Here is a 13,547-nt window from a genome sequence, read left to right as displayed (position 1 = left end):
GGGGGGCTCATCATCCTAAATACGCCCCCCTCACTTTATATAGAATATAAGAATAGATATTAGCTAGAAAAAGGAGGTTTTCGGCCAAAAAAAGTTAAATACGGCTTTGCGAAATACGTTCATTTGGCCCAAAAAAGAGGTTTTTAACGTTTTTCGCAGAGCATCGAAGGCTAGCTTGCAAAGGCTCATAAAACGCAAAAATCACGCAAGAAGCTATCTACGGGCAGGTAAGAGGAGATACCAATAGCTCACTTGCCGGAGATGCGACTGTTGATATTTCTCCTAAAACAGCTGTTGACTGAACCAATGAACCCCTCTTCAGGGCCTTGTGGGCAGGATTTCGGCGGTTATTTCCCCTAAGATATATCTAACTACGTCGAAATGGCCCTTTTTTAGCTAAAAAAGCGTTTTTACGTTCTCGCAAATATTCTTTTTCTTTGCAGCAGAGACTCAGACGGATATAACCAATCCGGTAATGACACCTCCTTAACCCCTAAAACCTGTTACGACATGAGTTCGAAGAATAACCGAGAAAGAGAATTGAAGACGTCCCACATGATCAACTGTTGCGGAATGATCCTATGCCTGCTTGTAAACTACCTCTTCGCTGCCATCCACCGCAGTTTGCATTGGGAAGTTGTTCGGGAAATCGACTCGCCCGCTTTCGGTGGAGGTTATACAAAACCCTGTATTCTCAGTTTGAAAGGGCGTATGGCCAAGCCAAACAATACTTGTTTGCCGCCAAAAGTCTTCTTATTTCAGGTGCAAACTATACTTGTTTTCACTACGAACTCCCCTCCCATCCGGAAGATTCCGTTCCGAGAAAAGGGCCAATAATCAGGCATATCGGCGAAAAAAGGTCAAGGGATTTATCGGAGTCAGCGCGTATCTTCAATATTTCTACAAAATCTCCCCCCTAACTTTGTCGGCAAAACCGATTAAACATGAATAGGACTGCCAATTACTCGTTTACAATTGTCGTACCGATCTATAATGAAGCGGATAACCTGCCCGCATTGGAACAGAAGCTGAACGATTTTCTGATTTATTCCATCTATCCGGCCTGTGTTTTATTTATCAACGATGGCTCTACAGACGCCAGTTTGAAACGGATCACAGAAGTATGCAGCCGTCGCAAAGACTTCTTCTACCTATCCCTCCAAAAGAATAGCGGACTAAGTGCCGCCCTGAAAGCCGGTATCGATGCCACGGAATCGGAATACATAGGCTATATGGATGCCGATCTGCAAACCACCCCGGAGGACTTCAACCTCCTGCTGGCAGACATTTCGGCTTACGAAATGGTGATGGGAATCCGGGCTAACCGGCAGGACTCTTTCTTCAAGAAAGTACAGTCCAAAATCGCCAACCGTTTCCGTCAGGCTATGACTCACGACGGCGTGCAAGATACCGGATGCCCCTTGAAGGTGCTACACACAGACTGTGCCAAGCAAATACCCTTCTTTACGGGTATGCACCGTTTCCTGCCCGCATTGGTTCTCTTGCAGCAGGGAAGAGTGAAACAGATACCCGTCCGGCACTTTCCCCGAACGGCCGGAAAGTCCAAATACCATTTGCGAAACAGACTGGTATCACCTTTCATCGACTGCTTCGCCTATCGGTGGATGAAGAAGAGATATATCAATTACCACATAGCCGACAACAACCTATCCGAGTAATACCATGAGTTCTTACTTCATCGTGCTGCTTGTCGGCCTGCTGGCACAGGGATTCTTCTCCGCCCGCACGCTCGTTCAGTGGATTCTGTCGGAGCGAGCCAAGCGAGTCTTGTCGCCTACCCTCTTTTGGATTCTGAGCCTGTCCGGCTCCTATCTGCTCTGTTTATACGGTTGGCTGCGAGGCGACCTATCCATTGTGCTGGGTCAATTCATCTCCTACTACGTCTATTTGTGGAATTTGAAGCTGAAAAACAGTTGGAAGAACATCCCGTTCATTTTGAGAGCCGTCCTGCTACTTACACCCGCCATAGCCGTTATCTTCGGATTACAAGATGCCGATTCACTGGCACGAACCTTCCTTCAAAATGAAGACATTCCGTTAGGACTGCTGCTTTTCGGAATAGTCGGACAAGTATTATTCACCCTACGGTTCGTCTATCAGCTGATTTACTCGTATCGCAAACAAGAATCCGTTCTCCCGACAGGCTTTTGGTTGATCAGTCTGGCAGGTTCGCTGCTCATTGCCACCTACGGCCTCATCCGATTGGATGCCGTATTGATTCTCGGGCAATCTTTCGGCATAGCGGCTTATGCGCGCAATCTTTGGATCGGACACCACACTAAATTAATCGCAAATGAAAACTAATTGGATATTCATCTTTGTATTGTTAGCGCTACTTCCCGTTATCCTGCTGCGCGACTACACCCCCAGCAATGAATTGCGCTACCTCAGCATTGCCGACGAAGCAATCCGGAACGGCACGTGGGTCACATTTACCAATCACGGAATACCCTACGCTGACAAACCTCCGCTCTACCTCTGGATCATCATGCAAGCAAATATCTATTCGGCCAATACCAGATGTGGTTTCTTTCGCTCTTTTCGCTCGTACCGGCATTCGTTATCGTGGGTACGATGGATCGCTGGACAGCTGCCGAAACAGACAGAAGCCATCGCCTTACGTGGAAGTTACTCATGCTAAGTTGCGGGCTGTTTGCCGGAATGACCGTCGTATTACGCATGGATATGCTGATGTGTATGTTCATTACCTTGTCACTCTACACCTTTTATCAAATGAAGAAACGGGAAGGGAATCAGACGGTTCATTCGGTTCTTTTCCCACTTTATCTGTTCCTGGCTGTGTTCAGTAAAGGACCGATCGGACTCCTGATTCCGCTCATCAGCACAGTCGTATTCTTAGGAGTAACGGGACGTATTCGGTCCGTCGGGAGATATTGGGGGTGGAAGACATGGCTTATCCTTCTCGCATGCTTCTCGGTGTGGTTTGCCGCTGTATACGCTGAGGGTGGATGGGAATATCTACACAACCTACTTTTCCACCAGACCCTAGATCGGGCGGTGAGTTCGTTCCATCACAAAGCCCCGTTCTACTATTATTTCCTATCGGTAGGGTATTCGCTGCTTCCGTGGTCTTTGCTGCTGATTGGCATCCTTTGTACCGCCATTTACAAGAAATGGATACACACCGATCTTCAGAAGTTCTTCCTCACAATCATCGGAGTAACCTTTCTGCTGTTATCGTTAATCAGCTCTAAGATAGCAGTCTATCTGCTTCCGGCATTTCCTTTCATCGCTTATTTGGCTTTGATCTATTTCCAGCGTTTCAAATGGAATCGGTGGATTGCGTTATCCATCGGAATTCCCGCCATCATCTTCTGTTTGTCGTTCCCCGCATTGATTGAGCTAGCGAAAAGAGAAGATACGCACTACCTCGGACAGCTTCTTTTTCAGCTAGCTGCCGGCATATTGAGTCTCACGGGACTCCTTACGCTTTACCTACTCTACCGCCGTAAAGCACTGAACCACGCCATCCGAACGCTTGCTTGCGGACTATTCGCCGCCATTTTCATGGGTGGCTGGGGCATCCCCCGAATCAACAGCGAACTGGGTTATGGAGACTTGTGCAACCAGGCCCTAACCGTAGCCGACACAAAAAAACTGACCGACTATTATGTTTGGAAGTTGTATCGGCCGGAGAATATCGATGTATATCTACACAAAGAGGTACAGACGTTATCACCCGACGAACCGATTCAAACCGACCTACACAACGCTGTATTGATGTTGCCTGCCGAAGAAGTAGCCAAGCTACCTCCCTACTTCGCTGACAAGCCGATTTACCGAGTGGGGCGTTATGCCATCTTAGCGCTCCGGTAGCGCTTCTCTTTCATTTCACAGAGACGCACCCAGCAAGATACTAAACTAAAAACATCGCATTCAATGAAAATATTGGTTACAGGAGCCGCCGGCTTCATCGGTTCGAGTCTGATAAAAGCCTTACTAGCGCAGAAGCACGAGGTCATCGGACTGGATTGTATCAATTCTTACTATGACATGAGCCTGAAGTATGCCCGGCTCGCCGAAGCGGGTATTCCGCAAGCAGGCATAACGGATAACCGGAAGCTGGCAAGCAGCACCTATCCGACCTATCATTTTATCCGACTGAACCTGACCGATCGCGCCCACATGGAGACGCTTTTCGATACCGAACAGTTTGAGGTGGTGGTTAATCTGGCTGCTCAGGCAGGTGTGCGCTACTCCATCGAGAACCCGTACGCCTATGTGGAGTCGAATGTTTTAGGTTTCCTGAATATCTTAGAGAACTGTCGCCACCATCCGGTGAAGCACCTGATATACGCCAGTTCGAGCAGCATCTACGGACAGAGCGACCATGTGCCTATGCGGAAACCGATGTGACGGATGCGCCGGTGAGTCTCTATGCCGCCACCAAAAAGACCGATGAGCTAATGGCACATTCGTACAGCAAACTCTTTGGCATCCCCACCACAGGTGTGCGTTTCTTTACCGTTTACGGTCCGTGGGGAAGACCGGACATGGCTCCGTTTCTCTTTATGAAATCGATTTTGAACGGAGACCCCATCAAGGTATTCAATCATGGCAAACTGAGCCGGGACTTCACCTATATCGACGATATTGTATCGGGACTTATGTGCATGCTCGAGCAGCCTTCTACCCAAGCGGTGCCCTACCGGATTTATAACATCGGCAATTCTGCTCCGGTCGAATTACTGGATTTTATAGCCGCCATCGAAAAGGTGACCGGACGGAAAGCGATGATGCAAATGACAGAGATGCAACCGGGCGACGTGTATTGTACGTATGCGGACACAACTCATCTGCAACGTGACTTCGGCTACAAGCCTTCCGTGTCGATTGAAGAGGGGTTGCTGCGTTTTTATAATTGGTATAAAGCGTTCTACGGCCGGGATCGGGTAATGGAACGCGAAGGCGCAAAGTCGATTGTGAATACGTGTAACTCGTTGGTATATTGATACGTAATGGTCCAGCCGTGATAGTCACAGATCGCTTTGACAATAGCCAAGCCCAGTCCGTTCCCTTTCACTTTCTCCGATGGACGATAGAAACGGTTGAAGATCAGTTTAGCGTCCAGAGCCGCTTCGTCGGAAGTATTGGAGACGATTAATCGCTGATCGCCGACTTCGAGTTGAATGATACCATTCGGTTGGTTGTGACGAACAGCGTTGACGACCAGATTATTCACCATGCTTTCAAACAAGATTCGGGTTCCATTGGTGACAAAGATCGGTTCCCGAAACGATGCGGAAATCGTAATCTCTCCCGTCAGGCTTTCCCAGAAAGGTAGTAACTCGTTCAAAACCGCTACGATGTCGAGGGTATCCGATTGAGGATATTGCTTGTTATCAATCTTAGCCAGCAATAAGAGGTTCTTATTCAAACGCGATAGCCGGCCGGACACTTTATATAAATCCTGAATAACCAGGGCTTGTTGCTCCGTCATATCGGGTTGTTGGAGTAGCAGGTCGAGCTTACTTTGAAAGACAGCTAACGGGGTTTGAAGCTCGTGCGAAGCATTCTCGGTAAATTCTTTCTGCGTCCGATAGCTCTTCATGCTATTCTCCATCAAAAGGCTCACAGCCTGATTCAGCCGGTTAAACTCTTTGATATCACTATCGGGGAATTGCAGCACAACACCACTCTCCAAGCGGAACTTTTCGACTCGCTTCAAGGTTTCATCGAAAGGTTTCCACAGCCTTCGGGCAATGAAATGCATTGTGAACACAATCGCTATCCCCAGCACGCCGCTAATCAACGCGAACTGTATCATCACACCATGCATGATGTCTTCTTCTAAGTCCAATTGTGGCAGAGGGTGTCCCTGCTGGGTGGCTTCAATGATATCGATCATGTCTTCCGCATAGTAATATTTGGTCAGCAGATAGAACAGCGGCGTTGCCAGCAACAGAATAATCACTGTGCAAATGATGAACTGCGTCATTGTTTTGCTTAAAAGACTTTTCCCATTCATTCTTCCACCCATTGATAACCGGTTCCGTAAATATTCTTAATGCAGTCTTTACAACCGGCTCCTGCCAGTTTCGCTTTCAGGTTCTTGATATGCGCATACACAAAGTCATGATTGTCCAGCATATCCGCCATGTCTCCACTCAGGTGTTCCGCCATGGCGCCTTTGGAAATCACCCGGTTCTTATTCCCAATCAGGAATAACAGCAGTCCGTATTCGGTACGAGTCAACGGAAGAACCTCTGTATCGATGCTCACCGTCTTACTTAACAAATCAATGCTTAACCCATTGCTTTGCAGAATATTATTGGCGGAAAACTCTTTGCGACGAATGATGGCATAGATACGCATACTCAACTCCGGGAGATGAAACGGCTTTGCCAGATAGTCGTCCGCACCGATTGCAAGTCCCTGCACCTTATTATCCAGTGAATCTTTAGCCGACACAATAATAACTCCTACGGGATTGCGCTTGCTGCGGATGCTACGTAGAATATCGAGTCCGTTTCCCCCCGGAAGCATGAGATCGAGCAAGACACAATCATAGTCATATACATCAATCTTCTCCATGGCTTCCTGATAGGTGAACGCCTGTTCGCACAGATAGTTTTCCGAACTGAGATAAGTAACCACACTATTCGACAGTTCCTGTTCGTCTTCAATAATCAGCAGTTTCATTTGATAGTATTTAGTGTACTTCGTCTGTAAGAAAGCAAGACCCAACAGCTATTTTCAAACTGATGGGTCCTCCCCATTGTTACGTTCTCACAAAGTTACTTAGTTTAAACGAACAAATCTCTATTTTCAGAAATAAACATGATCAAACCGAATCATAAAAAGCGGGCTGACCGGGCAACTGTTACGCCACGGTTAATGATCGGTGATCTGCCGATACTTTAGAATCTTGATCTGATACACACTATACGCATCACTATACAGATTCTTACTTTGCTGAAACAGAACCTGCGCGTCCAATAAATCGGTTAACGGCACGATACCCGACTTATACGAATCACCGACTATCCGCAGGTTCTCGGTGGCCGATTGAATTGAACTTTCGGCCAAGATAATCTGCGCGTGCGCTTCTACCAATTCATTCCAAACCTGATTGGTCTCCACGGTCATCAATTCGATGTTATTCGTCCGGTCGTTTATAGCCTGTTGCTCCATCAGTTTATGTCTTTTACGGGCATGGCTACCTCCCCACCAACCGGAGATAGGCACTGACACCGTGGCAAATACCACACTCGAATTATTCGATTTATTAAGCAGGTCGTTATACAAGTAACCTCCGCCTACACCAATGGTAGGCAATTGCTCACCCAACGACATCTTTGTTTTCAGTTTGGCGGCACGTATGTTCCGATCGAGCAATTGCGTTTCCGGCCGATTCATCACCGCAGTCCCGGCATCTTGAAAGAAAGCGGTAGGTTCCTGACAGTCATTATCGACTCGATTCTCCAGGTCGAAGTGGATCATATCGGCCCCCATAAACTGAGCTAACAGCATCTTACTCACCTTGATTCCATTCTCTACCTTCAGTCGGTTGCTCGCTACATCGTGCAGTTGGAGTTCTACCCTCAAAACATCGTTCCGGGTAGAGAGTCCCGCCTTCACCGCCACGTTTACATCTTTTTGTAGGGTGGTGAGCATCTCCTCCACCGCGGTAATAGTAGCCAGCTTTTCTTTCAGGTTTACGATTTGCCAATAGTAGGTATGTGTGGTTAATACAACTTCATCCTCCGTCAGTTCCATCTGTATCCGGGCAACCTCCTCGCCTATTTTAGCGAGCTTGTTCCCATTCACAATCCGTCCCCCGGCAAAGATTGGCTGGGTTGCCGTAACTCCCCCCACCATGCCGTTCTTCAGAAGCGACACCGAAATTGGAGATAACAACGCCCCTTGCAACTCGGCAGGTAACATTCCCGCCAAATCCGGAGATATAACATCCTGCGGATTGATACTCGACTTCATCAAGCCGCTATGGGCATTGAAGTAGGTGCCGGTTCCCGAAACGGATGGGAAGTAGTTGGTGAATGCTTCCTTACGTGTCTGCCCGGCTATCTGTACACCTAGCTTCCCGTTCTTAATCCGGTTGTTATTCTTTATCGCCATTTGCTCACAGTCGGCAAGGGTATACAAGGTCTGCGCATTCAGCGTATGACTCACGCACTCAGCAGAAGTGCCAACAGTATGAATAGCCTATAGTTTATTTGCATCATTTTGTTTCATTTTGAAGTTTAGAATCTTGCCCTCTGTAGGCATACCAATACATAAGCGGAAGTGTGGTTAGGATGAACACCATGGAGATCATCGTCCCGAAGCATATCACCGCTCCCATCGGACTCCAAAGAGGGCTTTGACTGATAATCATCGGGATTACTCCCATAGATGCGGCAGCCGAGGTGAGGAAGATGGGGCGCATTCGTCGCTTTCCGGCTTCAATACAAGCGTCCAGCACGGTATAGCCATGTTTATATCGCAACTCTTCGGTATAGTCATACATGATGATTCCGTTGCGGACAATGATTCCAATCAGACTCACCACCCCGAGCACCGCAGTAATGCTAAACGCCAATCCGATGGCTTTCAAACCGACTACCGCACCCAGTATGCTAAACAAGGTGGAGAGCATGACCAATGAAGCCAACGACACTTTCTTGAAATGAAAGATCAGGATCAGGTAGATAATGGCGATTGCCAGAAGCAGTCCGCTCACAATTTTAGGAATCGTCTCTTCATGGAAGTCCTTCACGCCCCCATAGGAAATCGAAACTCCTTGGGATAAAGACTCGGAAGCGGATAGCTTAGCCACCAACTCTTCGACTTTAGCTTGTACCGTGCCAACGTCTTCACCCCGCTTCAAATCCACATAGACAGACATCGTACGCACACCGTTTCGGTGAACAATCTGCCCCTCATTCCAATCGGTCGAAACGGTTGCAACCTGTCTCAACGGTACGGATGGGGAAAGTAGGCCGGGAATATATTCATTGCCCACGTCTTCTGCTGTCGGATCTTTGAGGGGCCATTTCGACTTTAAAACTACCGGAACGGAATAATCCCCTTCCCAAATGGTGGTTATAGCATTCCACCAAAGCGGGAAGCCAGATTCAAGCTCAACAGGGTTTCGTTCACTCCGAGCCGATTGGCTTCAACAGGATCAAGGGCGATGTTGATGCCGGGCAATACTTCTTCGAAGTTTGTGTAGACCCGCAAAGGTTCGTCCATCTTTCGCAACTCTCCCATAAGGCATCGCCAAACCGTTTCAAACTGCGGATGCTATCTGCCGAGACGCGTACTTCGATGTCGGCATCTACACCCAATTGATAATCCAGCTGTTTGAACTTGACATACGCATTCGGATAGTGGTATGCATAAGCGGAAGCATATTCTGCTAAGATTTCCTCAGTCGCTTTACTGGAGGTGGTATTCACAATGAACTGAGCGAAATTGGAGCCTCCCAGTTTGGGAGCGTAGACAGTATGGAAGCGGGGCGATCCACTACCGATGAAAGCCGTCACGGACACAACTCTTTCGTCTTTGTGGAGCCTAGTCTCCAGATCTTTAGCAATCACTCCGGTCTGCTCCAACGAACTACCCTGTGGAAGATAAATCTCGACGGCGAACTGATTACGCTCTGCTACCGGCATGAGTTTCAGAGGTAAGGTAAAAGCTAAAACAAGACCTACAAGGACGGAGAACAACCCTACTAGAAGAGCTCGCTTGGGGTTGCGAAATAGGAACTCGATAAAGCGGTTGTAGGAGGATTGGATTTTACCCAACAACGTTTTCTTCTTAGGCTTATCTTCGAGATTCTCCTCTTTATCTCGCTTCAACCCTTTCTTTACAAAAATGAATTGTAGGTACGGGATGACCATAATAGCTACGAGCAAGGATACGGTCAGCGTGATGAGAATCGTCCACGGGAAAAAGAGAACGAAGTCATAGAGCTGTCCGGTAAAGGTCAGTAAGAATGGGAAGAAGGTTATGCCGATAGCTAATGTAGCGGAGAAGATGGCTTTGGAGTACTCTTTGGCACTTTCCAGCGAGGCTTCCCACCGGGGCATACCATGATCCAGTTTCTCCAAATAACTGTCGATAATGACAATCGAGTTATCGACGATCATACCCAGCACGACTAACAAGGCCGCCAGCGTGACGGTATTCAACTCTATTCCGAAGGCGAGCATTAACCCTAACGAGATAAAGATAGTGATTGGAATCGACGAAGCGGCTACGCCCGACACACGCAGCGGCAGAAAGATCATGGTAACTAGGATAACCGCCACAATGGCAATGAGTAACTCTTTCAGAAAGGTGGTGGTTGAGGCATTTACCACATACGGCTGATCGGCAATACGCTCGATCTTGATATCACCGGGAATGCTTTTCTCAAACTCATGCAACACTTTACCCACATCTTCGCCGTACTGCACGATATTGTATCCTTCGCGCATCTCTACGGAGAGGATCAGGCATTTCTTACCGTTGTTGGTCGTGTAACTATCGGGATCAGGATATTCGCGCACCACCTTAGCTACATCTTTAAGCCGGATATGATTGCCCGACGGATCGGAGTAGATGATTTGTTCTTCCAGGTCCAATTCCGACTGAAAAGGCCGCGAGATATGAATAGGGGCTATCAGGTCGGCATTGTCTACTTTACCGGATGGCACAACCAACCCTTTGGTTAGAAGGGTCTTATACAACGAAACAACGTCAATCCCATAACTGGCGATCTTTTCTTTCTCAATATAAATGCTGATCTGCTCTTCCTGATTACCATACCGACGCAGGTTAGATACTGACTCAACAGTCCGCAGCTTATCTTCTAACTTCTCGATGCAGTTTTGCAATTGTCGATAGGTCTTCGTGTCGGACTCTATGGAGATAAGCAAAGCGGACGTGTCGCCGAAGTCGTCATTGGCAACCAACGCCAGCACACCGGAAGGGAGTTGGGGTTTGAACGTAGACAATCCGTGTTTGATCTTCGACCAGACTTCGTCTTTGTTGTGTACATTGTCATTCAGTTCGACAAATACATATCCGATGCCGTCTTTTGAATACGAATAGGTCTTCGACTTTTTCACTTCTTTAAAGGTAAACAGGTAGCGCTCCAACGGTTTGGTCAACTGTTCTTCCACTTCCAACGAGGTGGCACCGGGATATACGCCTACAACTACTCCCTGCCGAATGGTAAATACAGGGAATTCTTGTTTGGGCATCACTTTTAGCGCATAGATTCCATAGATAGCCAGCACCCCGACAAGGAGCAAGACGATCTTATTATATTTCATTGCCCAGGCAATGAGTCCTTTTTCTCTTTTCATACCTTATTCAATTTGATTCGGTAACTGTTATCCCCGGACTGACGTGTTGATAGCCTTCGGTTATGAGGAGATCTCCCTCCTGGAGTCCTTGGGTCACCACCACTTCATTCCCGACTAACCGGCCCAGAACGATTTCTTGCCGGATTACTTTATTCTCTTTATCCTTCAACCATACAAAATGTTTCCCGTCGCGATCTAATTGTGCAGCCCGAAGGGGGATTAGCATATAGCGGGAATCGGCCACGGGATTGCCGGAAACATACACCTTGCATACCATGCCGGGCATAATATCGAGATTCTTGTTAGCTAACTTGACTTTGATATTATAGGTATGAGATACAGGATGTGCGGAAACTCCCTTTTCAACAATGACTCCATCAAACGATTCGTTGTTTAACGCCGATATTTTCACGTGACAGGTTTGCCCGTTCTTCATACCCGATATTTCCTGTTCGGGAATGGCTACTTTAACCTTTACGGTATGAATGGACACTAGGTTGTAAATAGGGCTTCCGGGCAGTACATTGGTACCGGCTTCCACATAGCGTTTGTTTATCAGGCCTGAGAACGGAGCATAGACGCTACATTCCGACAGATTCTTACGGGCAAGCCGTTCAGCCGATCTGGACTGTTCCAAAGCGGTCTGAACCTCGACGTACTTTATTTCGGGCAGACTGTTGTTCTTATACAGAATAGACAAGCGGTCGTATGCATCCTGCGCACGAACCAAGGTTGACTTCGCCGCATCATAGATACTTTGGAGAGAAGTCGTATTCAACCGGGCCAGAAGTTGCCCTTTCTGGACAGATTGCCCTTCTTGGACATACACCTTTTCAATATTCCCATTTACCTGAAAACTTACGTCCACCTCGTTCTCTCCCTCCACTTCTCCGATATATTCACGCCTGACTTCGCTGGAGGTATATCCGATGGTTGTGGTCTTTACAGTTATGCGTTTGCCTTCTCCTTCATTTCTCTTCTCGGATGAGCAGCCATACATCATGAATGCTATTCCAAGCAAATAGATTGCTACTAATTTGTTCGACATAATTGGTTTTATTAATATATAAGCGTTTAGAAAGTGCAAAATTGTAGGCTTTCGCTTGCTCATGAAATACCCAAAACACGAAATAATATTTCTGAAAGTCGAATAACGATAAAGAGGTCAAATAAAATAGATATATTTGTCCGGTTAATCGAACTTTTTCAACCAAAACATATACAAGATGCAAGAATCTGACGGCTTATTCAGCGTTACTATTCCCTTACTTATCAGTCGATACAGCATGGGTGAATACTTAAATGGAAACTTCCTGATTACAAGTAATATCAAGGACTACATCGACGTGTTAAGCTTTCCTTTACGGGTCGACGCGTTTACCATTGGTATATGCCTGAAAGGACAGATCAAGATTTCCATCAATCTCAAAGACCGGGTATTGAGGAAGAATGCTTGCATCATTAACCTGCCGGAGAATGTGATCGGGTTTCAAGAGGTGAGCGACGATTTTCAAGGAGCCATAATCTCGGTATCTATGGATTTCCTGAAAGAGATGAACCTCGACTTAAAAAGTATCATGCCGCACTACATACTGGTACGCAACTATCCTTGTGTAGAATTACCGGAAGAGGATATTAAAAAGATCAACGTGCTATACGGGCTGATTATGGATACGCTAGTGAGCAAAGAGAGCAAACGGAAGGCGGATATTATAAAGGGGCTATTCTCAGCGGTCGTATTTCTATTGTGCGAGAATCTCGACCGAATCAGTTCGAACAACAGGGCCTTAAAGACGAAAAGTAAAGAGTACTACTTTGTCCGGTTCACGGAACTCTTATTGTATAACTTCAAGACACATCGCCATGTGCAGTTCTACGCTGAAAAGCTCTCGGTAACACCGAAGTATTTATCGACACTTATCAAAGAGGTTAGCGGGACCTCAGCCGCACAATGGATTGATGAATATATTATTATGGAAGCTTCGATACTCTTAAAGTTCTCGGACAAGAGTATTCAACAGATAGCCGACGAACTACATTTCCCAAGTCAGTCGTTTTTCAGCAAATACTTTAAAAGCCAGACGGGACAAACGCCGTCTGTGTATCGGGAGGAGTCAAAAGGCAGTTAGCAAGCACCGGAAGATGCCGGGCATAAAAAAGCCATCTCTAACCAGACGAGCAATGCGCTTGATGAGCAAGACTCGCTAT

The 13,547-nt window shown here is 47.0% G+C and carries 10 protein-coding genes and 2 pseudogenes; 7 read left to right on the top strand and 5 right to left on the bottom strand.

The features are described from left to right. Positions 1-510: 510 nt before the first annotated feature. From JCM10512_RS19425 to JCM10512_RS19405, 6 genes and pseudogenes are all read left to right on the top strand, one after another. Positions 511-837: a hypothetical protein gene (locus tag JCM10512_RS19425; RefSeq protein ID WP_148298481.1), complete on the top strand. Its 327-nt coding sequence runs from the start codon at positions 511-513 to the stop codon at positions 835-837. Between the two features lie 107 nt (positions 838-944). Then, positions 945-1,679, top strand: coding sequence for a glycosyltransferase (locus JCM10512_RS19420; protein ID WP_044165462.1), 735 nt, complete (start codon positions 945-947; stop codon positions 1,677-1,679). Positions 1,680-1,683: 4 nt separating this feature from the next. Next, positions 1,684-2,325 carry a lipid-A-disaccharide synthase N-terminal domain-containing protein gene (locus JCM10512_RS19415; RefSeq protein WP_044165461.1) on the top strand — a complete coding sequence of 214 codons (642 nt, stop codon included), beginning with the start codon at positions 1,684-1,686 and terminating at the stop codon, positions 2,323-2,325. Beyond that, entirely contained in the window at positions 2,315-2,662 is a 348-nt protein-coding gene (locus JCM10512_RS24340; protein WP_244437334.1) for a glycosyltransferase family protein, read from the top strand. The genes JCM10512_RS19415 and JCM10512_RS24340 overlap by 11 nt, the downstream gene beginning before the upstream one ends. Beyond that, on the top strand, positions 2,596-3,858 hold the full coding sequence (locus JCM10512_RS19410; protein ID WP_244437333.1) for an ArnT family glycosyltransferase: 1,263 nt from the start codon (positions 2,596-2,598) through the stop codon (positions 3,856-3,858). Before JCM10512_RS24340 ends, JCM10512_RS19410 begins: the two co-directional genes overlap by 67 nt. 63 nt (positions 3,859-3,921) lie before the next feature. Then, positions 3,922-4,994 (top strand): annotated as a pseudogene (locus tag JCM10512_RS19405) (NAD-dependent epimerase/dehydratase family protein). Here the strand turns inward: JCM10512_RS19405 and JCM10512_RS19400 are convergent. From JCM10512_RS19400 to JCM10512_RS19380, 5 genes and pseudogenes are all read right to left on the bottom strand, one after another. Next, positions 4,919-6,022 carry a sensor histidine kinase gene (locus tag JCM10512_RS19400; RefSeq protein WP_244437331.1) on the bottom strand — a complete coding sequence of 368 codons (1,104 nt, stop codon included), beginning with the start codon at positions 6,020-6,022 and terminating at the stop codon, positions 4,919-4,921. The pseudogene JCM10512_RS19405 and the gene JCM10512_RS19400 sit on opposite strands and share 76 nt — an antisense overlap. Further along, the gene (locus JCM10512_RS19395; RefSeq protein WP_044165467.1) at positions 6,007-6,684 is read right to left on the bottom strand and encodes a response regulator transcription factor; all 678 of its coding nucleotides are present in this window, start codon (positions 6,682-6,684) and stop codon (positions 6,007-6,009) included. The genes JCM10512_RS19400 and JCM10512_RS19395 overlap by 16 nt, the downstream gene beginning before the upstream one ends. A gap of 192 nt (positions 6,685-6,876) precedes the next feature. Further along, positions 6,877-8,175, bottom strand: coding sequence for a TolC family protein (locus JCM10512_RS19390; RefSeq protein WP_244437328.1), 1,299 nt, complete (start codon positions 8,173-8,175; stop codon positions 6,877-6,879). Between the two features lie 49 nt (positions 8,176-8,224). Beyond that, positions 8,225-11,339 (bottom strand): annotated as a pseudogene (locus tag JCM10512_RS19385) (efflux RND transporter permease subunit). A gap of 7 nt (positions 11,340-11,346) precedes the next feature. Further along, positions 11,347-12,387 carry an efflux RND transporter periplasmic adaptor subunit gene (locus JCM10512_RS19380; protein WP_044165455.1) on the bottom strand — a complete coding sequence of 347 codons (1,041 nt, stop codon included), beginning with the start codon at positions 12,385-12,387 and terminating at the stop codon, positions 11,347-11,349. Positions 12,388-12,565: 178 nt separating this feature from the next. Here JCM10512_RS19380 and JCM10512_RS19375 point away from each other — a divergent pair, with 178 nt between their 5' ends. After that, positions 12,566-13,468, top strand: coding sequence for a helix-turn-helix domain-containing protein (locus JCM10512_RS19375; RefSeq protein ID WP_081741516.1), 903 nt, complete (start codon positions 12,566-12,568; stop codon positions 13,466-13,468). Positions 13,469-13,547 lie beyond the last annotated feature (79 nt).

The sequence above is a fragment of the Bacteroides reticulotermitis JCM 10512 genome, assembly GCF_000517545.1.
Lineage (GTDB): Bacteria > Bacteroidota > Bacteroidia > Bacteroidales > Bacteroidaceae > Bacteroides > Bacteroides reticulotermitis.
Note: the sequence above shows the minus strand (reverse complement) of the source record. Positions and strands in the feature narration are given on the sequence as shown.